Origin of the sequence: Kitasatospora sp. NPDC058063 (assembly GCF_042885395.1) — a bacterium.
Classification (GTDB): Bacteria; Actinomycetota; Actinomycetes; order Streptomycetales; family Streptomycetaceae; genus Kitasatospora; species Kitasatospora lactacystinica.
Genome location: NZ_JBHVSD010000032.1, coordinates 42105 through 64128 on the forward strand (window position 1 = coordinate 42105; position 22024 = coordinate 64128).

Annotated in this window: 15 protein-coding genes; 2 read left to right on the top strand and 13 right to left on the bottom strand. The window is 73.9% G+C overall.

All coding sequences use genetic code 11. The features are described 5' to 3' along the window. Positions 1–31: 31 nt before the first annotated feature. The 4 genes from ACFVUY_RS37595 to proS form a co-directional block, all read right to left on the bottom strand. Positions 32–271 (bottom strand): RNA-binding protein, encoded by a 240-nt coding sequence (locus ACFVUY_RS37595; RefSeq protein WP_030056773.1) that lies wholly within the window; start codon positions 269–271, stop codon positions 32–34. A gap of 2 nt (positions 272–273) precedes the next feature. Continuing rightward, complete coding sequence (gene rpsP, locus ACFVUY_RS37600; RefSeq protein ID WP_387693669.1) at positions 274–702, bottom strand: 30S ribosomal protein S16; 429 nt, start codon at positions 700–702, stop codon at positions 274–276. Positions 703–1063: 361 nt separating this feature from the next. Further along, positions 1064–1642: a hypothetical protein gene (locus tag ACFVUY_RS37605; protein WP_049650398.1), complete on the bottom strand. Its 579-nt coding sequence runs from the start codon at positions 1640–1642 to the stop codon at positions 1064–1066. Positions 1643–2222: 580 nt separating this feature from the next. Then, the gene (proS, locus tag ACFVUY_RS37610; RefSeq protein WP_359900597.1) at positions 2223–3635 is read right to left on the bottom strand and encodes a proline--tRNA ligase; all 1413 of its coding nucleotides are present in this window, start codon (positions 3633–3635) and stop codon (positions 2223–2225) included. Positions 3636–3824: 189 nt separating this feature from the next. Between proS and ACFVUY_RS37615 the strand changes: the two genes are divergently transcribed. After that, entirely contained in the window at positions 3825–4649 is an 825-nt protein-coding gene (locus tag ACFVUY_RS37615; RefSeq protein ID WP_387736623.1) for a class I SAM-dependent methyltransferase, read from the top strand. A gap of 65 nt (positions 4650–4714) precedes the next feature. On the opposite strand, the gene ftsH is transcribed toward ACFVUY_RS37615, so the two are convergent. The 7 genes from ftsH to ACFVUY_RS37650 form a co-directional block, all read right to left on the bottom strand. Beyond that, positions 4715–6742 carry an ATP-dependent zinc metalloprotease FtsH gene (gene ftsH / locus ACFVUY_RS37620; RefSeq protein WP_387736624.1) on the bottom strand — a complete coding sequence of 676 codons (2028 nt, stop codon included), beginning with the start codon at positions 6740–6742 and terminating at the stop codon, positions 4715–4717. A 92-nt stretch (positions 6743–6834) separates the two neighbouring features. After that, positions 6835–7359 carry a GNAT family protein gene (locus ACFVUY_RS37625; RefSeq protein WP_359900590.1) on the bottom strand — a complete coding sequence of 175 codons (525 nt, stop codon included), beginning with the start codon at positions 7357–7359 and terminating at the stop codon, positions 6835–6837. Between the two features lie 125 nt (positions 7360–7484). After that, positions 7485–9050, bottom strand: coding sequence for a signal recognition particle protein (gene ffh / locus ACFVUY_RS37630; protein WP_387736639.1), 1566 nt, complete (start codon positions 9048–9050; stop codon positions 7485–7487). A 196-nt stretch (positions 9051–9246) separates the two neighbouring features. Beyond that, a complete protein-coding gene (locus ACFVUY_RS37635; protein ID WP_387736625.1) occupies positions 9247–11751 on the bottom strand; it encodes a [protein-PII] uridylyltransferase in 2505 nt (834 codons plus the stop codon). A gap of 232 nt (positions 11752–11983) precedes the next feature. Then, complete coding sequence (locus ACFVUY_RS37640; RefSeq protein WP_387736626.1) at positions 11984–12322, bottom strand: P-II family nitrogen regulator; 339 nt, start codon at positions 12320–12322, stop codon at positions 11984–11986. Then, on the bottom strand, positions 12319–13695 hold the full coding sequence (locus tag ACFVUY_RS37645) for an ammonium transporter (RefSeq protein ID WP_387736627.1): 1377 nt from the start codon (positions 13693–13695) through the stop codon (positions 12319–12321). Before ACFVUY_RS37645 ends, ACFVUY_RS37640 begins: the two co-directional genes overlap by 4 nt. 347 nt (positions 13696–14042) lie before the next feature. After that, the gene (locus tag ACFVUY_RS37650; RefSeq protein ID WP_380354225.1) at positions 14043–15497 is read right to left on the bottom strand and encodes a hypothetical protein; all 1455 of its coding nucleotides are present in this window, start codon (positions 15495–15497) and stop codon (positions 14043–14045) included. 637 nt (positions 15498–16134) lie between these two features. Between ACFVUY_RS37650 and ACFVUY_RS37655 the strand changes: the two genes are divergently transcribed. Beyond that, the gene (locus ACFVUY_RS37655; protein WP_387693664.1) at positions 16135–16827 is read left to right on the top strand and encodes a bifunctional DNA primase/polymerase; all 693 of its coding nucleotides are present in this window, start codon (positions 16135–16137) and stop codon (positions 16825–16827) included. A gap of 213 nt (positions 16828–17040) precedes the next feature. Here ACFVUY_RS37655 and ftsY read toward each other — a convergent pair whose 3' ends face one another. After that, on the bottom strand, positions 17041–18276 hold the full coding sequence (gene ftsY / locus ACFVUY_RS37660; protein ID WP_387736628.1) for a signal recognition particle-docking protein FtsY: 1236 nt from the start codon (positions 18274–18276) through the stop codon (positions 17041–17043). A gap of 47 nt (positions 18277–18323) precedes the next feature. Beyond that, positions 18324–21950, bottom strand: a complete 3627-nt coding sequence (gene smc / locus ACFVUY_RS37665; protein ID WP_387736629.1) for a chromosome segregation protein SMC — start codon at positions 21948–21950, stop codon at positions 18324–18326. Positions 21951–22024 lie beyond the last annotated feature (74 nt).

The window sequence follows — 22024 nt, forward strand, 5'->3', positions numbered from 1 at the left end:
ACAAGCCCTGACGGCTGAACGAGCAGCAGCGTCAGCGAATGTTGTCCACGTCGACCAGGTCGACCCGGACGTTGCGACCGCCGAGGGCGCCGACCACGGTGCGCAGAGCGCGCGCCGTACGGCCGCCCCGGCCGATCACCTTGCCGAGGTCATCGGGGTGCACTCGCACCTCGATGGTGTTACCCCGACGCAGGTTGCGCGAGCGCACCTGCACCTCGTCGGGGTGCTCGACGATGCCCTTCACCAGGTGGTCGAGGGCGTCCTCGATCACGATCAGGCCTCGGCGGTGACGTCGGCCTCGGCCTCGGCCTTGTCCGACTTCTTGGCCTTCGGGGTGATGGCGACACCGGTGGTGGCGTCCTCGAAGCCGGCAACGGCCTTCGCGAACAGGTGCGAGAAGTCCTCGACCTTCGGCTCGGCGACCAGCAGCGGCGCCGGAGCCGGCAGGCCCTTGAACTTCTGCCAGTCGCCGGTCAGCTTCAGGATGGCGAGCACCGGCTCGGTCGGCTGGGCGCCGACGGACAGCCAGTACTGGGCGCGGTCGCTGTCGACCTCGATCTTCGAGGGGTTGTAGGTCGGCTGGTAGATGCCGATCTCCTCGATCGCGCGGCCGTCACGCTTGGTGCGGGCGTCGGCGACGACGATGCGGTAGTGCGGGGAGCGAATCTTGCCGAGACGCTTGAGCTTGATCTTGACTGCCACGGGAGTGGATTCTCCTGGTGTTGACGTGGGTGAGCGGGCTCGCCATCGCGTGGGGTTGCGCGGCGGACCGTTCAAGGGACACGCCAGCCGTAGGAGAGAGGGGTCCTGCTCGGCTGCCGAGTACTCAGCTGTCCATTCTGCCACATCGGCGAGAACCGCCTGCACGCGGGACCGGGCACCCGGTCAGGGCTCGACCGGGAGCCCCCGCTCCCGGTCCAACCCGAAGACGTCACCGCTGTCCTGCTGTACCGCTCATTCGGTACCGCTCGCTCTGCCTGCTCAGGGCCACCCAGGGCCGCTCAGTGCCGCTCATTCCGGCCGGACCGCTGCCCGCACAGCAGCCCGCCGGGACGTCGAACGACTAAGCGATCTTGAACGGCTGCTGGCACGCGCCGCAGACGATGGACGCCTGCGCGAGCACCGACGGAACGACCCGGACGTTGCGCCCGCAGCCGCAGACCGCCTTGACCCGCACGCCGCCCCCGGAGGAGCCGTGCCGGGCCGCCGGGCCGCGGAAGGCGCGCGTCGCGCCGTCGCCGGCCACCGCCTCCTGGTGCGCCCCGAGGGCACGGTCCAGGCGCTCGATGGTCTCGGCGTACCGCTCCTGCGTCTCCTTGAGCATGGTCACCTGGGAGAAGCCGCTGCTCGCGTGCGGCTCGACCGGGTGCGCCAGGCCCAGCTCGGAAGCGAGCATCAGGAAGCGCCGGTTGTGGTAGCGGCCGGCCCGCGAGGTGTCCCGGATGTCCCGGGCCGCGGCCAGACCGTGGGCGGCCTCGTGCAGGAGTCGCTCGAAACCGAGCCGTGTCCCGCAGGCCGAGGAGGACTCGCCGATCAGCGCCTCGGGCGAGGCGAGGTCGGGGAGGTCCTGGTGGTAGGCCTGGATGTCACTCCAGGCGGCGGCCAGTTCGGCCGCGAGAACGAGGGGCTGTGTCGTGCTCACGCTAGACCAACGATGGAGCGCGAGCCGATGTTCCGCATGTTCTCGTTCCCGGGGAATTCACAGGGAACTCCCAGGAATGCAAGGCCGCGCGCGAATTGCGCGTTCCGGATCTGACGCAAGACCAACCCCCTGCCGGTTTCGGCCCGTCGCGAGGTCGGCGGGCCTGCTGAATTTCCGTCCGGGGAGCGGGCTGTCGCCACCCAGGACGTACGGCCCGTGGGTCTGCCGGATTGACAGGGCCACGGGCCGTACACCGTACCGCTATTCCGTTAATACCGGGAGTTGACCGGCCAGTAGGGATGTCCACCGCGGGGACGCACCGGAGGAGTTACCGGATTCTTACCCTTCCGCATTCCGGGCAAATGTCGCCGCTGTCGGTCATTACCAGCGGGCGACGGACGTCCGGCGGACATCAACAGGACATCCACCGAACACCGAACACCCGTCGGGGCGCACCCGTGACGGCCGCACGCCCCGGAACGGACGCACACCCGGGACGGGCGCGCCCCCGGAGCGGCCCCGGACCCGGACCCGGGACAAGCGGGACCCAGGACGGACGACGGCACGCCCCGGACGGACGTCAGTACGCCCGGGCGACGATCGCGATGTTGCCCTCCTGGTCGTCCGCCGCCGGCACCGAGCCGTCGGCCGCGACGATGCAGCGCACCGTGACACCCTGCTCGGCCAGCTTGGCCTCGCCCTCCGCGCCGAGCTCGGCCCAGGAGATCCGGCCCCAGCCGGTCGCGGCGGCCTCGATGGCCTCGTCGATGGTCTTGACGTCGACCGTGCGGGACTCGCGGCGCTCGCGGGACTGGCGCAGCAGCAGCGCCTGGTCCTCCTCCAGCACGCCCGGGACCAGCGCGACGAGGGAGTCGATGGAGACCGGCTCCTTGCCGCCCGGGATGCGGCGGGCCAGCATCGCGGTGCCGTTCTCCAGGTCGCGCGGGCCGACCTCGATGCGCAGCGGAACGCCCTTGAGCTCCCAGTCGACGGCGCGGCGGCCGAACGGGGTGTCGGTGCGGTCGTCGACCACGACCCGGATGCCGGCGGCCTCCAGCTGGGCGCCGATCTCGCGGACCTTGGCGATGACCGCGTCGTCGCCCTTGATGGCGAGCACGACGGCCTGGACGGCGGCCAGGCGCGGGGGCACCCGCAGGCCGTTGTCGTCGCCGTGGGACATGATCAGGCCGCCGACCATGCGGGTCGAGACGCCCCAGGAGGTCTGCCAGACGTGCTCGCGCTCGGCGCCCTGCAGCTGGTAGGTGGTGTTGAACGCCTTGGCGAAGTTCTGGCCCAGCTCGTGGCTGGTGCCCATCTGCAGGGCCTTGCCGTCGCCCATCATGCCCTCGAGGGTGAGGGTGTTGATGGCGCCGGCGAAGCGCTCCTTGGCGGTCTTGCGGCCGAGCACGACGTCGATGCCGAGCACGTTGGTCATGAAGTCGCCGTAGACCTGGGTGTGGATCATCGACGCGTAGGCGCGGGCGTCCTCGTAGGTGGCGTGGGCGGTGTGGCCCTCCTGCCAGAGGAACTCGGTGGTGCGCAGGAAGACGCGCGGGCGCAGCTCCCAACGGACCACGTTGGCCCACTGGTTGATCAGCAGGGGCAGGTCCCGGTGGCTCTGCACCCACTTCGAGAAGTACTCGTTGATGATCGTCTCGGAGGTCGGCCGGACGACGACCGGCTCCTCCAGCTGCTTGCCGCCGCCGTGGGTGACCACCGCGAGTTCGGGGGCGAAGCCCTCGACGTGCTCGGCTTCCTTGGTCAGGTAGGACTGCGGGATGAACATCGGGAAGTAGGCGTTCTGCGCGCCGGCCTTCTTGATCCGCGCGTCCATCTCCTGCTGCATCCGCTCCCACAGGCCGTAGCCGTACGGTCGGATGACCATGGTGCCGCGCACCGGACCGTTGTCGGCCAGCTCGGCCTTGTTGATGAGGTCCTGGTACCAGCGCGGGAAGTCTTCCGCCTGAGGGGTGAGAACGGGTGCCTTAGCCATGGGGCGAATGGTACGGGGCCCGGGGCCCCGGTTTCGAATCGGTATCACCGGACGGGGGCGCACCACCGCGACACGCGCGCACCACCCTGCACCCCTCTGGACGCCGGGCCCGACCCGCTGTTCGCTGGTGTGGGGCGGGACTTTGGGGGAGCCGTAGCAGCACACCGAAGGACCGGATGGGAGGCCGCCGTGGCTTCAGCTCGGACGACCGGCACGACCGCACGACCGACGGGCGCACGCCCGCACCACCCGCGGACCGGGGCCGCCCGCCCCGCGCGGGCGCGCGACTGGGCGGAGATCCAGGAACGCATGCTGGTGCCGCTCTACGAGGCGGTCTACGACCGGCTGGAGGTCGGCCCTGCGAGCAGTGTGCTGGGCCTGGGCTGCCGGTCCGGACTGGCCCTGCTGCTCGCCGCCGGGCGGGGTGCCCAGGTCGCCGGGCAGGAGCCGCGGGAGGAGCTGCGCGAGCTGGCCCACGACCGTCGGCTGCGGGTGTGCGCGGGGGCTCGGACAGCGTCCGCCGTCCCCCGCTCGGCCCATTCGCTGGTGACGGTTTTCGAGCAGCTGCCCGGTGCCGCCGGGTCCGGCCCGGTGGTCGCCGAGGCCGCCCGGCTCACTCTCCCGGGCGGGCACGTGGTGCTGGCCGCCTGGGGCCCGCCGGAGCGCTGCGAGAGCGCCGCGGTGCTGGACGTGGCCCGGCGGATGGCGGGCCGGACCACCGCGCGGGACCCGTTCGAGCTCAGCGCGCCGGGCGCCCTGGAGGACCTGCTCGCCCCGGCCGGCCTGCGCCCGGCCGGCAGCGGCCGGGTGAGCTGCCCGTTCGCATACGCCGACCTCGACAGCGCCGTTCGCGGCCTGCTCTCCACCGGTCTGTTCGATCCGGCCGAGGAGTTCTCCGGCGCCTCGCTGGTGGCCAAGGAGCTGGAGGAGGCGCTCCAGCCGCATCTGCGCGCGGACGGCACGGTGCGGATGGAGAACCTGTTCCGCTACCTGGTCGCCGAGCGGCCGCGCTAGCAGGGACGGGGAGACGAAAAACCGGGGGCGCTCGCCACTCTGGCGCACGCCCCCGGCATCGGGCGTCACGCCCGGTCGATCGACTTCCCGTCGGAACCCTCGGAACCGTCGGAACCCCCGGGACCTCCGGAGCCTTCGGAACCCCCGGAAGACCCCGCCGAGCCCGCCGAGCCCGCCGAGCCCTCCGAGGCCGCCTCCCGCGGCACCCCCGCCGCCCGGTACGCCGCCTCCTCGTCCAGCGTCTCCGCCTCCAGCAGCGCCGCCGCCAGCGCGTCCAGCCGGTGCCGCTGCTCGTTCAGGATCCGCACCGCGTCGCCGTAGCACTCGGAGACGATCCGCCGGGCCTCCTCGTCCACCGCGTCCAGGGTGGTCGGCGCGGCGGAGAGCCCGTACGCGCCCTGCGGGTCGGAGGGCACCGCGGTGAGCCGCCCGACCCGCTCGCTCATCCCCCAGCGCCCGGCCATCCCGCGGGCGATGTTGGTGACCTGCTCCAGGTCGCTCTCCGCGCCGGTGGTGATCACCCCGTAGACCACCTGCTCGGCCGCCATGCCGCCGAGCGCGCCGATGATCCGGCCGCGCAGGTAGGGCTCGGTGTACGAGTAGCGGTCGTTCTCCGGGGTGGAGAGGGTGACGCCGAGCGCCCGGCCGCGCGGCACGATGGTGATCTTGCGGACCGGGTCCGCGCCGGGCTGGAGCATGCCCAGCAGCGCGTGCCCGCTCTCGTGGTACGCCGTCCGCTCGCGCTCCTCCTGCGGCATCACCAGCGGCCGCACCGCACCGAGCTGGACCTTCTCCAGGGCGTCCGAGAGGTCCCGCTCGTTGACGGCGTCCTGCTCGCGCTTGACGGCCAGCAGCGCTGCCTCGTTGACCAGGTTGGCGAGTTCGGCGCCGGTCATCCCCGGCGTGACCTTGGCCAGCTGGTTGAGGTCGGTGCCGCCGGCCAGCGGGACGCTGCGGCTGTGGATGCGCAGGATCGCGGCACGGCCCTCCCGGTCGGGCGGGCTGACGGTGATCCGCCGGTCGAAGCGGCCGGGGCGCAGCAGCGCCGGGTCGAGCACGTCCGCCCGGTTGGTCGCGGCGATCACGATGACGCCCTCGGAGCCGGTGAAGCCGTCCATCTCGGTGAGGATCTGGTTGAGGGTCTGCTCGCGCTCGTCGTGCCCGCCCATGCCGCCGCCGGCGCCGCGCTGGCGGCCGATGGTGTCGATCTCGTCGATGAAGATGATCGCGGGGGCGACCTTGCGGGCCTCGGCGAACAGCTCGCGGACCCGGCTGGCGCCGACGCCGACGATCATCTCGATGAACTCGGAGGCGGAGGCGGAGAAGAACGGCACGTTCGCCTCGCCGGCCACGGCCCGGGCCAGCAGGGTCTTGCCGGTTCCGGGCGGGCCGCTCAGCAGCACGCCGCGCGGCATCTTGGCACCGAGCCGGCGGTACCGCTCGGGGTTCTTCAAGTAGTCGACGACCTCGGTGAGTTCGGCCTCGACCTCGTCGATGCCGGCCACGTCGGCGAAGGTGGTGCGCTTGCCCTCCTCGGCCATGACCGGCTTGGGCGGGGCCTTGCGGCCGAGCGGTCCGCCACCGAGTCCGCCGGCCATCCGGCGGGCGAGCAGCACCCAGATGAAGATCAGCAGCAGCATCGGGGCGAGCGAGAGCAGCAGGTTGGTGAGGAAGCTGCGCTGCTGGACGGGCGAGGTGGCGGTGACCTCGACGCCCTGCTGCTGCAGGGTGGCCCAGAGGTTGTCGCCCGCGAAGGAGGGCCGCTGGGTGTCGAACTCGGTGTAGTCGCCCTTGCCGCCGTCCGGCTTGGGCTGGGCGCTCTTGAGGGTGCCCTCGATCGCGTCGCCCTTGGCGTAGATCTTGGTGATGTTGCCCTTGTTCAGCTGGTTGTTGAACTCGGTGTACGAGATCGTGGTGGCGCCGGCGGGGCCGAAGAAGGACAGCAGCAGGTCCGAGATCAGGAACACCACGAGGGCGGTGAGGGCGAGGCCCACCCAGCCGCCGGGCATCCGGCGCTTGGGCGGCGGGGGCGGGGCACCCTCCGAACGCCAGGGCTGTTCGGGGGTCTGACGTGGCGGCACGGGTTCGGTCACCCATCGGACAATACGGACAGCTGCTCGGACGAGCCAATCGCAACGCCGCGCCCGGACCGCCGTACGCCCGCGCCACCCCCTCCCACCAGCGGCTATGCCGTTGCGCCCGGCCACTCCTCGGCGGTCAGGGCGAACCGCTCGTGGTCGCGCCAGTCGCCCTGGAGGAACAGCATCCGCGGGGAGAAGCCCTCGTGCCGGAAGCCCAGCCGCTTGGCCATCGCGACCGAGCGCTCGTTGTCCGGCTGGACGTTGATCTCCAGCCGGTGCAGCCCCAGCCCGTCGGCCGACTGCGGGGCGAAGCAGCGGTCCACGACCAGCCGCATGCCCTCGGTCATCCGGCCGGTGCCGTTGAACGGGAGGTAGGAGTCGTAGCCCAGCGTGGCGTTGCAGAAGCGGCTCATCACGATGTTGGCGACGTTCACCTTGCCGACCAGTCCGCCGGTCTCCCGGTCGAGGATCAGGAAGGTGCGCAGCCCGGAGCCCTGGCGCTTCAGCAGGTCGGGCAGTCCGTCCGGCTCGACCGGGTTCCACCGTCCGATGTGCTCGGCAGACCGCCGGACCGCCTCGGCGTACGCGGCCGTGTCGTCGGCCCTCGGGGCCCTGATCATCACTCGCATGCCCCCATCATCGGACACGCGATCGGCCCGCCGCCCGGAAACACCGGGCGACGGGCCGACCAGAATCGATCAGGACCGACCGCCGTTGATCAACGGATGACCGAAGGCGGCGGCACGTCCAAGGACTACAGCATGTCCTTGAACTCCTTGGGCAGCTCGAAGTCGGCCGGACCCTTGCCCGCGCCGAGACCGAACGCGCCGCCGTCCGCCGGACCCTGGCCGACGCCCGGACCGAGCGCGCGGCGCTCGGCGGCCGCGGCCTCGTCCTGCGCCCGCTTCAGCGGGTTGCCGCTCTTGCGCTTGCCCTTGGCCTGCGGGGCCTTCTTGGCGGACTTCTTCCCGCCGCCGCCCATGCCGGGGATCCCCGGCATGCCGGGCATGCCCTTGCCGGAGGCCATCGCGGACATCATCTTGCGGGCGTCGAAGAACCGCTCGACCAGGTTCTTCACCTCGCCGACCTGGACGCCCGAGCCCTTGGCGATGCGGGCCCGGCGGGAGCCGTTGATCAGCTCCGGCTCGGCGCGCTCGGCCGGGGTCATCGACTTGATGATCGCGCCGACCCGGTTGACGTCCTTGTCGTCGATGTTGTTGATCTGGTCCCGGATCTGGCCCATGCCGGGCAGCATGCCGAGCAGCTTGGAGATCGAGCCCATCTTCTGGACCTGCTCCAGCTGGGACAGGAAGTCGTCCAGGGTGAACTGCTTCGGGCCGCCGCGCAGCTTGGCGGCGATCTTCTCCGCCTCGGCCTGCGAGAAGGTCTGCTCGGCCTTCTCGATCAGCGAGAGGACGTCACCCATGCCGAGGATGCGCGAGGCCATCCGGTCCGGGTGGAAGGCGTCGAAGTCGTCGACCTTCTCGCCGTTGGAGGCGAACATGATCTGCCGGCCGGTGACGTGCGCGACGGACAGGGCGGCACCGCCGCGGGCGTCGCCGTCGAGCTTGGAGAGCACCACACCGGTGAAGTCGACGCCGTCGAGGAAGGCCTGGGCGGTGGTGACCGCGTCCTGGCCGATCATCGCGTCGACGACGAACAGGACCTCGTCCGGGTTCACCGCGGCACGGATGTCGGCGGCCTGCCGCATCAGCTCGGCGTCGATGCCCAGGCGGCCGGCGGTGTCGACGACGACGACGTCGTACTGCTTCTGCTTGGCGTACTCGATCGAGTCCTTGGCCACCTGCACCGGGTCGCCGACGCCGTTGCCCGGCTGCGGGCCGTAGAAGGCCACGCCGGCGCGCTCGGCGACCACCTGGAGCTGGTTGACCGCGTTGGGGCGCTGGAGGTCGCAGGCGACCAGCAGCGGGGTGTGCTTCTGCGTCTTCAGCCAGTGGCCGAGCTTGCCCGCGAGGGTGGTCTTACCGGCGCCCTGGAGACCGGCCAGCATGATCACCGTCGGGCCGCTCTTGGCGAACCTCACCCGGCGGGTCTCGCCACCGAGGATCGCGATGAGCTCCTCGTTGACGATCTTGATGATCTGCTGCGCCGGGTTCAGCGCGCCGGAGACCTCGGCGCCGAGGGCCCGCTCCTTGACCTGCTTGATGAAGGCCCGGACGACCGGCAGCGCGACGTCCGCCTCCAGCAGCGCGATGCGGATCTCGCGGGCGGTGGCGTCGATGTCCGCCTCGCTCAGGCGGCCCTTGCCCCGGAGGTTCTTGAACGTCGCTGCGAGGCGATCGGAAAGGGTGTCGAACACGTCGTCGCGGGTCCTCTGCGGCATCGGTATCAGTACGGTCGTCGCCCCCCAGGGTATCCGGCCGCCCCGGGTGAGGTCTCCACCCCCGGTCGGAACTCCTGCTCGTACCCGTGGCCGCACCCCTGCCCGCGCCCTTCCGCGAGCCCGGTCGGCCCGGCCCCGACCGGCCCCGACCAGCCCCGACCGGGCCCGGCGCTCAGCCCAGCGCGGCCCGGACCGCCGCCGCCACCTCGCCGGCCCGCCCGGCGGTCAGCGGCCGCCCCGCCTCGTCGGTCAGGTAGAACGAGTCGACGGCCTCCGCGCCCAGCGTGGACACGTGCGCGGTGCGCACCCGCACGCCCGCCGCGTCCAGCGCCCGGCCGATCCGGTGCAGCAGCCCGGGGGCGTCGTGGGCGCGGACCTCCAGCACGGTCGCGGTCGCCGAGGCCACCGCCGGCGCCACCGCGACCAGCGGCGGCGGGGTGGGGATGCCCCGGCGGCGCGGGGCGGCGGCGTCCCGCTCGGCGAGGCGGCGGGCGACGTCCAGCGAGCCGTCCAGTGCCCGGCGCAGGTCGGCCCGCAGCCGGGCCGCCTCCGGCAGCTCTCCGTACTCGGCCGCCACCCGCCAGGACAGCACCAGCACCGGCCCGGCGCCCACCGGGTCCAGCTCGCGCAGCCCGGCCGAACGGACGGCCAGCCGGTGCAGCGCGAGCACCCCGGCGGCGGTGCCGAGCAGTCCGGGACGGTCCGGGACCGCCAGGTTCAGCTCGACGCCCATCGGCTCGGCGCCCGGCTCCGCCCCCTCCGAGCGGGCCCGCAGCGACAGCGCCGGCTGCCCGGTCCGGGCGGCCTCGACCGCCAGCCGCTCCTGCTCGGCGGTCGGCGCCGCCTCGACCGGCGGGACTCCCGCCCCGGCCAGCCGGTCCGCCACCCGGGCCACCAGCCCGTCCACCAGCGAGGCCCGCCAGCCGCTCCACGCGGCCGGCCCGGTGGCCAGCGCGTCCGCCTCGGTGAGCGCGTGCAGCAGCTCCAGCTCCGGCAGGGTGGTGACCGCCTTGGTGATCGCCTCGACGGTGGCCGGGTCGTCCGGATCGCGCCGGGTCGCGGTGTCCACCAGGGTCAGGTGGTGGCGGACCAGTACCGCCAGGGTCTCGGTGTCCTCGGGGCCGAAGCCCATCCGGGCGCCGAGGTCGCGGACGATCACCTCGCCGGCCGCGCTGTGGTCCCCCGGCCAGCCCTTGCCGATGTCGTGCAGCAGCGCGGCGACCAGCAGCAGGTCCGGCCGGGCCACCCGGCGGGTCATCGCGGCGGCCCGCACCGCCGTCTCCACCAGATGCCGGTCCACCGTCCAGCGGTGCACCGCGTTGCGCTGCGGACGGCAGCGCACCCGCTCCCAGTCCGGCAGCAGCCGGCGGACCAGCCCCTGCGCCTCCAGCGCCTCCCACACCGGGACGGCCGACTCCCCCGCGCCCAGCAGGGTGACCAGCTGCTCGCGCGCCTCGTCCGGCCAGGGCACCGGCAGCGGGCGGCACTCGGCGGCCAGCCTGCGCACCGTGGCGTCCGAGACGGTCAGCCCGTTCTGCGCGGCGGCGGCCGCGGCGCGCAGCGGCAGCACCGGGTCGGCGGCGGGGCGGGCGCCCCGGGCGAGCACCGCCTCGCCGTCCTGCTCGACCACGCCCTCGGCGAGCGGCCGCCGCTCGACCGCGCCCCGGGCCGCCGCTCCGGTGCCGCGTCCGGAGCCGACGAACGGGATGCCCGGCCGGCGCGACCGCCGGCCCCGGCCGCCGCGGGCCGCGAGCACCCGGTCCACCGCCCGCCAGGTGACGTCGCCGGCGTACGCGATGGTGCGGGCGGCCTCGTAGACCTGGCGCAGCAGGGTGTCGGCGTCCAGCACGCCGAGCCGCTCGGCGACCTGGTCCTGGTCCTGGAGGCTGAGCCGTTCGGTGGCCCGGCCGGTGACCAGGTGCAGGGCGTCGCGTACGTCGGCCAGCCGCTGTGCGGCGGCGTCCAGGCCTTCCCGGGGGGCGTCGGCCAGCCAGGTGGCGGCGATCGCGTCCAGCGCCACGACGTCGCGCAGGCCGCCGCGGGCCTCCTTGAGGTCGGGCTCCAGCAGGAAGGACAGCTCACCGTGCCGTTCGGCCCGCTCGCGGCCCAGCTCTCGCAGCTCCGGCAGGCGCGCGGGGGCGCTCGCGCGCCAGTCGGTGAGCACCGCGGCGCGCAGGGCGTCGGTGAGCGCCCGGTCCCCGGCGAGGTGACGGGCGTCCAGCAGGCCGAGCTGGACCTTGAGGTCGGCGGCGGCGACCGAGCGGGCCTGGGCGACGGTGCGCACGGCGTGGTCGAGCCTGGCTCCCGAGTCCCAGACCGGGTACCAGATCCGCTCGGGCAGCTCCCGGGGGATCGGGCCGTCGTGCAGCAGCAGGACGTCCAGGTCGCTGCGCGGGGACAGCTCGCCCCGCCCGTACCCGCCGACCGCGACCAGGGCGACGCGGGGCGGGGCGCCGGCGGCCGCGAGCAGGCCGGCCAGCCAGTCGTCGGCGAGCCGGGCGAGCGCCCGGCGGCGGGGGCGGCCGCCGGGGCCGGGGCCGGCCAGCAGCGCGGCCCGGGCAGCGGCCCTGCCCGCGAGGTCGAAGGGGTCGGCGGGGTCGCGGGCGTCGCGGGCGGCACAGGGGTCGCCCGGGGCGACGGGGCCGGAGGGCTCGGAGGGGTTGGTCTCGGAGGTCATGCGCGTGGTCCCGTCCGTCGTGCTGCTGAGCCGTCGTGCTGGTGAACCGCCGGGGCGTGCGAACCGTCGAGTCGCGGCAGGCCGCCGGGGCGTGCGGACCGTCGTGCCGTGCGGACCGTCGTGCCGCCGCCCCGACCCGCCGGGCGGGCCGTTCGGCCGTCCGGGGGACGCCGTTGCGCCGTCGGGCGGACCCGCGCACCCGGGGGTGGCAGGTCCGCCGTCCCGCGCGGGGCTACAGGGCGTCCGGGCCGCGCTCGCCGGTCCGGACCCGTACGGCGGTGTCGACCGGAATGCTCCACACCTTGCCGTCGCCGATCTTCCCGGTCCGGGCGGCCTTCACCAGGACGTCGATCAGGTCCTCGGCGTCCTCGTCCTCGACCAGGATCTCGATCCTGACCTTCGGCACCAGGTCCACGGTGTACTCGGCCCCCCGGTACACCTCGGTGTGGCCGCGCTGGCGGCCGTAGCCGCTGGCCTCGGTGACGGTCAGGCCGTGCACCCCGAAGGCCTGGAGGGCGGCCTTCACCTCGTCCAGTCGGTACGGCTTGATCACGGCGGTGATGAGCTTCATCGGGCGTCGACCTCGGTCTTCTTCTCGGCGGGCTTCTCGGCGGGAGCCGCGGCGGCGGACCGTTCTGCGGCGGGTTTCGCGGCAGCGACGGCCAGGCCCGGCAGGGCCCGGGCCAGGCCCGCCCCCACGGCGCTGAAATCGTAGGCGGACTCGGCGTGTTCGGCCTGGTCGATGCCGGCCACCTCGACCTCCCCGGCGACCCGGAAGCCGACCAGCCGGTCGACCGCCTTGGCCAGCAGCCAGGACAGCACGAAGGAGTACGCCGCGACCACCGCCACGCCCATCGCCTGCTTGCCCAGCTGCCCGATCCCGCCCCCGTAGAACAGGCCCTTGACGCCCTGGCCGACCCCGCCGGTGGCGAAGAGGCCGACCAGCAGCGAACCGATCGCCCCGCCGACCGCGTGCACGCCCACCACGTCGAGCGAGTCGTCGAAGCCCCAGCGGTACTTGAGCGAGACCGCGGCGCAGCAGACCGCACCCGCCACCAGCCCGATCGCCACCGCGCCGAGCGGGCTCACCGACCCGCAGGCCGGGGTGATCGCGACCAGCCCGGCCACCGCGCCGGAGGCGGCACCCAGCGTGGTGAAGGCGCCGTGCTTGAACCTCTCGTAGACCAGCCAGCCGACCAGCGCCGCGCCGGTGGCGACCTGGGTGTTGACCATCGCCATCGCGGCGACGCCGTTGGCCGCGAGCGCCGAGCCCGCGTTGAAGCCGAACCAGCCGAACCAGAGCAGCCCGGAGCCGAGCATCACCAGCGGCAGGCTGTGCGGGCGCATCGGGTCCTTCTTGAAGCCGATCCGCTTGCCCAGCACCAGGCAGAGCGCGAGGCCGGCGACGCCCGCGTTGATGTGCACGGCCGTCCCGCCGGCGAAGTCGATCACGCCGTTGCGGTCGCCCAGCCAGCCGCCGTGGCCGCCGTCGAAGAAGAAGACCCAGTGCGCCACCGGGAAGTAGACGATCGTCACCCAGAGCGCGATGAACAGGCCCCAGGCCGCGAATCTCGCCCGGTCCGCGACGGCGCCGCTGATCAGCGCCGGGGTGATGACCGCGAACATCAGCTGGAAGAGCGCGAAGGCGGTGACCGGGATGGAGCCGGTCAGCTCGTTGAGGCCGAGGCCGCGCATCCCGAGGTGGTCCAGGTTGCCGATCAGCCCGGCGAAGGAGTCGGACCCGAAGCTGAGCGAGTAGCCGTACAGGACCCACAGCACGCTGACGATGCCGAGCGAGAGGAAGCTCATCGCCAGCATGTTCAGCGTGCTCTTGGCCCTGACCATGCCCCCGTAGAAGAAGGCCAGCCCAGGGGTCATCAGCATGACCAGGGCCGCACTGATGAGCACGAAGGCGGTGTCGCCCGCGCTGAAGCCGTCCGGCATCGGCGTCTCCTCTGCGTCCAGGCCGACCCGCGCCCGGGGACCCGTCCCGTGGTGCCACCCGGGGTGTCGGCGTTGAGGAGGAGCGTGCCGAAGGCTGGTTTCGGCCAGTGCGACCGGTTGTTTCACCGCCGTGACGTGTGCGACGCAGGGGTTACGGCTGCGTGAACCGCGGCCCCGCACCCCCGCGGTCCGGCCGCGCGCCGTGCCGTGCCACCGGGGCGCCGGACATGCCACCGACCGTGACGGCGGCGGCCGTCACGGTCGGTGGAGCACCTCTCGGAAGGCCCTCGGCCGGGCCGGTCGGACCACCGACCGGCGAATCACCGACCGGGCGGACCACCGACCGGTCAGACCACCGAGACGAACTCCGGGATGTCCTGGACCACCCGCTCCTTGAGCCGGCTCACCGCGTCCACGCCCTTGAACCGGGCCGCCGCGGCCTCCGTGGTCTTGCGCACCCGGGAGTTCAGCCGCTCCGAGCGCACCTTGGTGGCGATGTCCACCGCCTGCTCGGCCATCACCGCGGCCTGCTCGGCCTCCCGCTGCAGCAGGTGGACGCTGGCCATGCCGATCAGGTTGAAGGCGTACGAGCGCACGTGGTCGGCGTCCTGGCGGAACAGGTCGACCGCGCGCTCCATCACCGGCGCGGACATCGAGGCGTAGAGCTGCGCGTTGTCCGAGTGGTAGGCGAGGTCGCGGAAGGAGTGCGCGTTCTCGGCGTTCAGCTCGGCCGGCGAGAAGAACTTCAGCCAGTCCGGCTCCTGGTCCCCGTCCCGGATGTCGGTGAAGGTGTCCTCGGCCAGCCGGACCGCCCGGGCGCAGCGGTTGACCTCGCCGATGGTGGCGTAGGCGCGCGCCTCCATCGCGTACAGCAGGGACTGCTGGCGCGGGGTGGCGGTGTCGCGGCTGCCGTACTGGGCCAGGTGGATGAGTTCCAGGGCGTCCTCGCCCCGGTTGAGGTGGATCATCTGGCGGCTCATGTCGGTGAGGATCAGCGCGCCGAACGGGCGGTCGCCCGCTTCCTTGGCCGCGTGCAGGGCGAGCACGTAGTACTTCTGCGCGCTCGGGTGCATCCCGACGTCGTACGACATCCACCCGGCCAGGTGGGCGAGTTCGGCGGTGAGCCGGAACAGCCGCCTGGTGGTGTCCTCGCTGTACGTCTCCTGGAGCAGGTCGGTGACCTCGTGCAGTTGGCCGACGACGGCCTTGCGGCGCAGCCCGCCGCCGTTCTGCGCGTCCCACTGCCGGAACATGACCGTGGTCTGCTCCAGCAGTTCGAGCTCGGGCTCGGAGAGCCGGCCGGTGAACGCCTCGCCGCCGTTGGCCGCGGTGAGGATCGGGGTGGGGACGCCGGTCGGGCCGGGGGTGAGCCAGCGCTGCATCGGCTCGATCAGCGCGGCGCCCGCGGTGAGCGCCAGCGAGGTGCCGAGGAAGCCCCGGCGGTTGAGCATGAGGTCGCTGCGGGAGTAGTCGCTGATCAGCTGGACGGTCTGCGGGCCGCTCCACGGCAGGTCGACGCCGCCGCCCACGGTCGAGACCGGGATCGCGGCGCGCAGGCCGAGGTCCTCGATCGAGACCACCGAGCCGAACCGCTCGGAGAAGAGTTCCGACATGATCTTGGGAATCGGCTCGCGGGGCTGTTCGCCGTCGAGCCAGCGGCGCACCCGCGAGGTGTCGGTGGACACGTGGTGGGCGCCGATCTGCCGGGCCCGGCGGTTGACCTGACGGGCCAACTCGCCCTTGGACCAGCCGCTGCGGGCGAACCACGTGGTCAGCTTCTCATTCGGTTGCTTCTCTGCCATGGGTAACGTCCCCATCCCGCCCGGCCCCTACCGGGGCCCCCGATCGTGACCGCCCGACGGTTGCGGGCTCTTGCCAGACGTGCCGTGCCTGAGGTGCTGCCGTGCCGCGGCTGCGCCGTTCCGCAGCGCCCTCGCACTGGTGTGCCATCGTTGCGGACGATCCGTCAGATCCCCAACTCCCGCTCCTCGACGGCCCGGGACAGACTCCTCGACGACATCCGCGTGCTGAACGTAATGCCCCGCGAGGGGCCCGCGGGAGCGGCCCTGGCGAAACGCCACCTTTCGCCACCCCCAGGAGTGAACCGAAGCCCGGGGGCACACGCTTCACTTAGGGAGTCCCGACGGCTCGGCATATGCGGGCCGCCAAGTCCCCCGGCGCATCCCGGAGGACCCGGCGGACCTCGCAACCCGCCGCAGCCACAGGCGAGTTCACCGTCCACTCGGGACGGCGACAGCCCCACGCACCCGACGATCCGGCATCGGCGCCGCCCCCACAAGGCGGCGCCCGAGGCGCACCGGCGGAACAGGCGCACACCATGCGCTGCGCGCCGCCACTGCACTACGCACCACAGAGCTGACAATCGACACACAGTCACCGTCCCGTAACCATCGGCAACGACAACCTGTTGGGGGAGGCATGGACAACCTGTTCGGCGAACTTCGACTGGGGCACCTGCGGCTGGCACCGCTGGGCGCGCGCCGCCGCACCAAGGTCACCGCGTCCCAGGCCGCCGCGGAGTACACCGGCCGCTGGGGCTGGGCGGTCGCCACCGGCGACCCGGTCACCGGCGCCCCGGTCACCGGCGCCACCGCCCCGACCCGCTGTCCCTGCGGCTCCCCCCGCTGCGCCGCGCCCGGCCCGCACCCCGTGGCCGGCCGCGGCGGCCGGGCCCGCGGCGCCCGCGCCGAGGGCTCGGTGCTGTTCCCCACCGGCCGCGCCTTCGACGTCCTGGACGTCCCCGAGCAGGCCGGGCTCCAGGCGCTGGTCCGGCTGGAGCGGATGGGCACCCAGGTGGGCCCGGTGCTCGCCGTCCCCACCGGCCGGCTCCAGTTCCTGGTCGCCGCCGGCACCGCCCGGCGCCTGCCCGACCTGCTGTACCGGATGGGCTGGGACGACGCCGCGCTCGACCTGGTCTGCCACGGCGAGGGCGGCTACGTCGCCGCCCCGCCCACCGTCCTCGGCTCCCTCGGCCCGGTCCGCTGGCTGCGCCGCCCCACCCGCGACAACGCGGGCTGCCCCCCCGAGGCCCGGCTGCTGCTCGGCACCCTCGCCTATGCCTGCCACCGCAGCCGCGAGCGCACCGCCGAGCCGGCCTGGATGGCCTCCTGACCCGACCGGAGCCCGCCGGGCCGCCGCGCCGGGGCCCGCTCCCCGGGCGGCCGTCCGAGCGGCCACCGCCGGGGTCACCGCGCCGGACCCGGCGCGCCACCCGGCTCCGGGCACGCGGAAGGGCACGCGAAAGGGCCCGCCCCCCGAGATGGGGAGCGGGCCCTTCCTGCGCTCTTCGTACGCCCGTCGCGCCTTTCCGGCGCGCGCGGGGCGTCAGTCGCCGATCAGCGCGTCCACGAACGCCCCCGGCTCGAACGGAGCCAGGTCGTCCGCGCCCTCGCCCAGGCCGATCAGCTTGACCGGCACGCCCAGCTCGCGCTGGACGGCGACCACGATGCCGCCCTTGGCCGTGCCGTCCAGCTTGGTCAGCACGATGCCGGTGATGTCGACCACCTCGGCGAACACCCGGGCCTGGATCAGGCCGTTCTGGCCGGTGGTGGCGTCCAGCACCAGCAGCACCTCGTCCACCGGGCCGTGCTTCTCGACGACCCGCTTGACCTTGCCCAGCTCGTCCATCAGGCCGGTCTTGGTGTGCAGCCGGCCGGCGGTGTCGATCAGCACGGTGTCCACGCCCTCGGCGATGCCCTCCTTGACCGCGTCGAAGGCGATCGAGGCCGGGTCCCCGCCCTCCGGGCCGCGCACGGTGCGCGCCCCGACCCGCTCGCCCCAGGTCTGGAGCTGGTCGGCGGCGGCGGCACGGAAGGTGTCGGCGGCGCCGAGCACCACGGTGCGGCCGTCGGCGACCAGGACGCGGGCCAGCTTGCCGGTGGTGGTGGTCTTGCCGACGCCGTTGACGCCGACCACCAGGACCACCGCGGGGCCCTCCTCGTGCCTGGTCGAGCGGACGGTGCGGTCGGCGTCCTTGCCGACCAGCTCGACCAGCTCCTCGCGCAGCAGCGCGCGCAGCTCGTCGGGGGTACGGGTGCCGAGCACCTTCACCCGGGTGCGCAGCCGCTCGACCAGCTCCTGGGTGGGGGCGACGCCGACGTCGGCGGTGAGCAGCGTGTCCTCGATCTCCTCCCAGGTGTCCTCGTCCAGGTGCTCCCGGGAGAGCAGCGAGAGCAGTCCCTTGCCGAGCGAGTTCTGCGAGCGGGACAGCCGCGAGCGCAGCCGGACCAGCCGGCCGGCGGTGGGCTCGGGAACCTCGACGGCGGGCGCCGCCTCGGCCTCGGCGGGCACGACCTCGGGGGCCTCGACGGCCTCGGGGGCCTCCGCCGTACCGGCCTCCGCCGGGAGTTCCACCTCCTCGATGGTGCGGCGGGGCGCCTCGGTCGGCGGCGCGGACTCCTCGCCGACCTGGGGCTCCTGCGGGGTCGGCTTCGGCGCCGTGATGACCGGCGCCTGCGACTTCGGGGGCAGCTGCTGGCGTCGTCTGCCGGAAACGACGAGGCCGGCGATCGCGCCGACGGCGACCACGGCGATGACTACGGCAAGGATCACGTATTCCATAACTGCTCCAGTATCCGCGACCGGAGCCCGGATGGACCGCAGCCGCCCTACACCGACGCGGTTCGTCCGGCTCGCGGCCGGCGCTCGCGGTGCTCCTCCCGCAGCCGCTGGCTGATCACCTGCGAGATGCCGTCGCCCTTCATGGTCACGCCGTAGAGGGCGTCGGCCGACTCCATGGTGAGCTTCTGGTGGGTGATCACGATCAGCTGGGAGCTCTCCCGCAGCTCCTCCATGATCCCGATCAGCCGGCGCAGGTTGGTCTCGTCCAGCGCCGCCTCCACCTCGTCCATCACGTAGAACGGGCTGGGCCGGGCCTTGAAGATCGCCACCAGCAGCGCCACCGCGGTCAGCGAGCGCTCGCCGCCGGACAGCAGCGACAGCCGCTTGACCTTCTTTCCCGGCGGGCGGGCCTCCACCTCGACCCCGGTGGTGAGCATGTTGTCCGGGTCGCTCAGCACCAGCCGGCCCTCCCCGCCGGGGAAGAGCCGGGCGAAGACGCCCTCGAACTGGGCGGCGGTGTCGTGGTAGGCCGAGGTGAACAGCTGCTCGACCCGCTGGTCCACGTCCCGGACGATGTCCAGCAGGTCGCGCCGGCTGCGCTTGAGGTCGTCCAGCTGCTCGCCGAGGAACCGGTGCCGCTCCTCCAGCGCGGTGAACTCCTCCAGCGCCAGCGGGTTGACCTTGCCGAGCTGGAGGTAGGCCTTCTCGGCCGCCCGCAGCCGCTTCTCCTGTTCGGCCCGGACGTACGGGTACGGCTCCCCCGGCTCCTTCCCGTCCTCCGCGGCGACACCGGCGGCGACATCGGCGGCCGGCGCCGCGGGCGAGGGCGGAACGGGCTGGTCGGGCCCGTACGAGGCGAGCAGTTCGCCGCCGTCGATGCCGAACTCCTCCAGCGCGCGGGCCTCCAGCTGCTCGATCCGCAGCCGCTTCTCGGCCCGCAGCACCTCGTCCCGGTGCCCGGCGTCGACCAGCTTGTCCAGCTCCTCCTTGAGTCCGCGGCCGTGCTCGCGGTGCTCGCGCAGTTCCTGCTCGCGCTCGGCGCGCGCCTGTTCGACGGCCACCCGCCCGGCGTCCGCCCGGGCCAGCGACACCTCCAGGCAGGCCAGCAGCTGCCGGGCGCCCGCCGCGACGGCGTTCGCCACCGAGGCGTCGTGCTCGGCGCGCCGGCGGCGCTCGGCGGCCCGGGCGCGCGCCTCGCGTTCGGCGCGGGCGGCGCGGTCCAGCTGGTCGGCCCGGCCGGCCAGGGCGCGGACCCGCTCCTCGTGGGTGCGCACCGAGAGCCGGGCCTCCAGCTCGGCCTGCCGGGCGGCGCTCGCGGCCCCGGCCAGGCGCTGCTGTTCGGCGGTGTCCGGCTCGTCCTGCCCCGCCCGGGCCGACTCCTCGGCGGCGGCCAGGCGCTGCGCCAGTTCCTCGGCGCCGTCGAGCAGCTCGGTCAGCCCCTGCTCGGCCCGCGCGGCGGCGGCCGACAGCCGCTCGGCCTCCCCGGCGGCGGCGCGGGCCTGCCCGCCGAGCCGGCCGAGTGCCCCGGCGACCTGGGCCCGTTCCTTCTCCGCCTGCCGCCGCCGCTCGGCCAGTTGCTCCACCTCGGCGGCCGACTCCCGCCGCTGTTCGGCGAGTTCGGCCAGCCGCTCGGCCGACTCGGCGCAGCGGTCGGTGAGTTCCCCGATCGCCCGGGCCGCCTCGTCCACCGCCGCCGCGGTCTCCAGCAGGCTCGGCGCACCGCCGGACCCGCCCTGGGCGAAGCCGGCGCCGAGTCGGTCCCCGTCCGCGGTGACGGCGCAGACTCCGGGCTGCGCGGCGGTCAGCCGCAGCGCCCGGTCCAGGTCCTCGACCACCGCCACCCCGGCCAGCAGCCGCCGGACCGCGCCGAGCAACTCCTCGGGGCCGTCCACCAGTTCGGCCGCCCAGCGGGCTCCGTCCGGCAACTCCCCCGCCGCCGGCGCCACCTCGGCGGCGCCGGCGATCAGCAGCGCGGCCCGGCCGGCGTCCTCGGTCCGCAGCAGCCGCAGCGCCCCGGCGGCGGCGGACGGCGAGTCGACGGCCACCGCGTCGGCCGCCGCGCCGAGCGCCGCGGCCAGCGGCACTTCGTACCCCGTCTCGATCCGCAGCAGCGCGGCCGCCGGGCCGAGCACCCCGCCCAGCCGCTCCGCCGCGTCCAGCAGCGCGCCGGTGCCGTCCTTGCGGCGCAGCCCGAGGGAGAGCGCCTCGTGCCGCGCGGTCAGGGCGGCCCGCTCGCGCTCGGCGGCACCGGCCGTCTCCCGGGCCGCGGCCAGCCCCTCCTCCACGGCGGCCAGCCGCTCGCGCGCCCGCCGGTACCCGTCCTCGGCCTGCTCGTCGTCCCCGGTCGCGCCGTCCACCTGCTGCCGGAGTTCGTCCAGCTCGGTCCGGGCGGACTCGGCGCGCAGCAGCGCCTCGTCCCTGGCTTCGGCGAGCCGGCCGATCTCGGCCTGCGCCGCGGCGGCCCTGGACCGGGCGGCGGCGGCCTGCCCCTGCAGCCGGGCCAGGCCCTCCCGGCGGTCGGCGATGGCCCGGGCGGCGTCGCGCAGCCGGCGCTCCTCCTCGGCCAGCTCCCGCTCCAGCCCGTCCTTGCGCTCGACCGCCTCGGCCAGCGCGTACCGGGCCTCCTCCAGCGCCCCGGTCAGCGCGGCCTCTTCCTCGCGGACCCGCCCGGCCTCCTGTTCCAGGTCCTCGGGGTCGCGCCCGCGCCGCTCCTCGCCCCGGTCCCCGGCGGCGGCGTGCCGGGCGCGGGCCTCGGCCAGCCCGATGGTGCCGCGGGTGCGCTCGGCGAGCGCGGAGAGCCGGTACCAGGTCTGCCGGGCGGTCTCCAGGCCGGGGCCGAGCCGCTGGACCTGCGCCTCCAGGACGCTTTCGCGCTGCACCGCGCGGGCCAGTTCCTGTTCGACGGTGGTGCGGCGCAGGCGCAGCGCCAGTTCGTCCGCGATCTCGGCCTCGACGGCCCGGCGGAGCGTGCACAGGTCGTCGGCGAGCAGCCGCAGCCGGGCGTCGCGCAGGTCGGCCTGGATGCCGGCGGCCCGGCGGGCGATCCGGGCCTGCCGGCCGAGCGGTCCGAGCTGGCGGCGCAGTTCGGCGACCAGGTCCTGGACCCGGTTGAGGTTGGCCTGCATCGCGTCCAGCTTCCGCAGCGCCTTCTCCTTGCGCTTGCGGTGCTTGAGGACGCCGGCCGCCTCCTCGATGAAGGCGCGCCGCCCCATCGGGTCGGCGTGCAGTACGGAGTCCAGCTGCCCCTGCCCGACGATGACGTGCATCTCGCGGCCGATGCCGGAGTCGGAGAGCAGTTCCTGGATGTCCAGCAGGCGGCAGGTCTCGCCGTTGAGCGCGTACTCGCTGCCGCCGTTGCGGAACATGGTCCGGGTGATGGTCACTTCGGCGTAGTCGATCGGCAGGGCGCCGTCGGCGTTGTCGATGGTGAGGCTGACCTCGGCGCGGCCGAGCGGGGCGCGCCCGCTGGTCCCGGCGAAGATGACGTCCTCCATCTTGCCGCCGCGCAGCGACTTGACCCCCTGCTCGCCCATCACCCAGGACAGCGCGTCCACCACGTTCGACTTGCCGGAGCCGTTCGGGCCGACGACGCAGGTGATGCCGGGCTCGAAGCGCAGGGTGGTGCTGGAGGCGAAGGACTTGAATCCGCGCAGCGTCAGGCTCTTCAGGTGCACGCGGCCGGTCTCCTCGATCGCTCGGGACAGGAACCGACTTTATCCGGCGCCGGACACGACGAAGGGACGCCACA

Bases quoted from the DNA above. Each gene is read 5' to 3' on its own strand.
- proS (WP_359900597.1), bottom strand. From the start codon at position 3,635: ATGGCTAAGGCACCCGTTCTCACCCCTCAGGCGGAAGACTTCCCGCGC.
- ACFVUY_RS37625 (WP_359900590.1), bottom strand. From the start codon at position 7,359: ATGCGAGTGATGATCAGGGCCCCGAGGGCCGACGACACGGCCGCGTAC.
- ACFVUY_RS37635 (WP_387736625.1), bottom strand. From the start codon at position 11,751: ATGACCTCCGAGACCAACCCCTCCGAGCCCTCCGGCCCCGTCGCCCCG.
- ACFVUY_RS37640 (WP_387736626.1), bottom strand. From the start codon at position 12,322: ATGAAGCTCATCACCGCCGTGATCAAGCCGTACCGACTGGACGAGGTG.
- ACFVUY_RS37645 (WP_387736627.1), bottom strand. From the start codon at position 13,695: ATGCCGGACGGCTTCAGCGCGGGCGACACCGCCTTCGTGCTCATCAGT.
- ACFVUY_RS37650 (WP_380354225.1), bottom strand. From the start codon at position 15,497: ATGGCAGAGAAGCAACCGAATGAGAAGCTGACCACGTGGTTCGCCCGC.
- ACFVUY_RS37655 (WP_387693664.1), top strand. From the start codon at position 16,135: ATGGACAACCTGTTCGGCGAACTTCGACTGGGGCACCTGCGGCTGGCA.
- ftsY (WP_387736628.1), bottom strand. From the start codon at position 18,276: ATGGAATACGTGATCCTTGCCGTAGTCATCGCCGTGGTCGCCGTCGGC.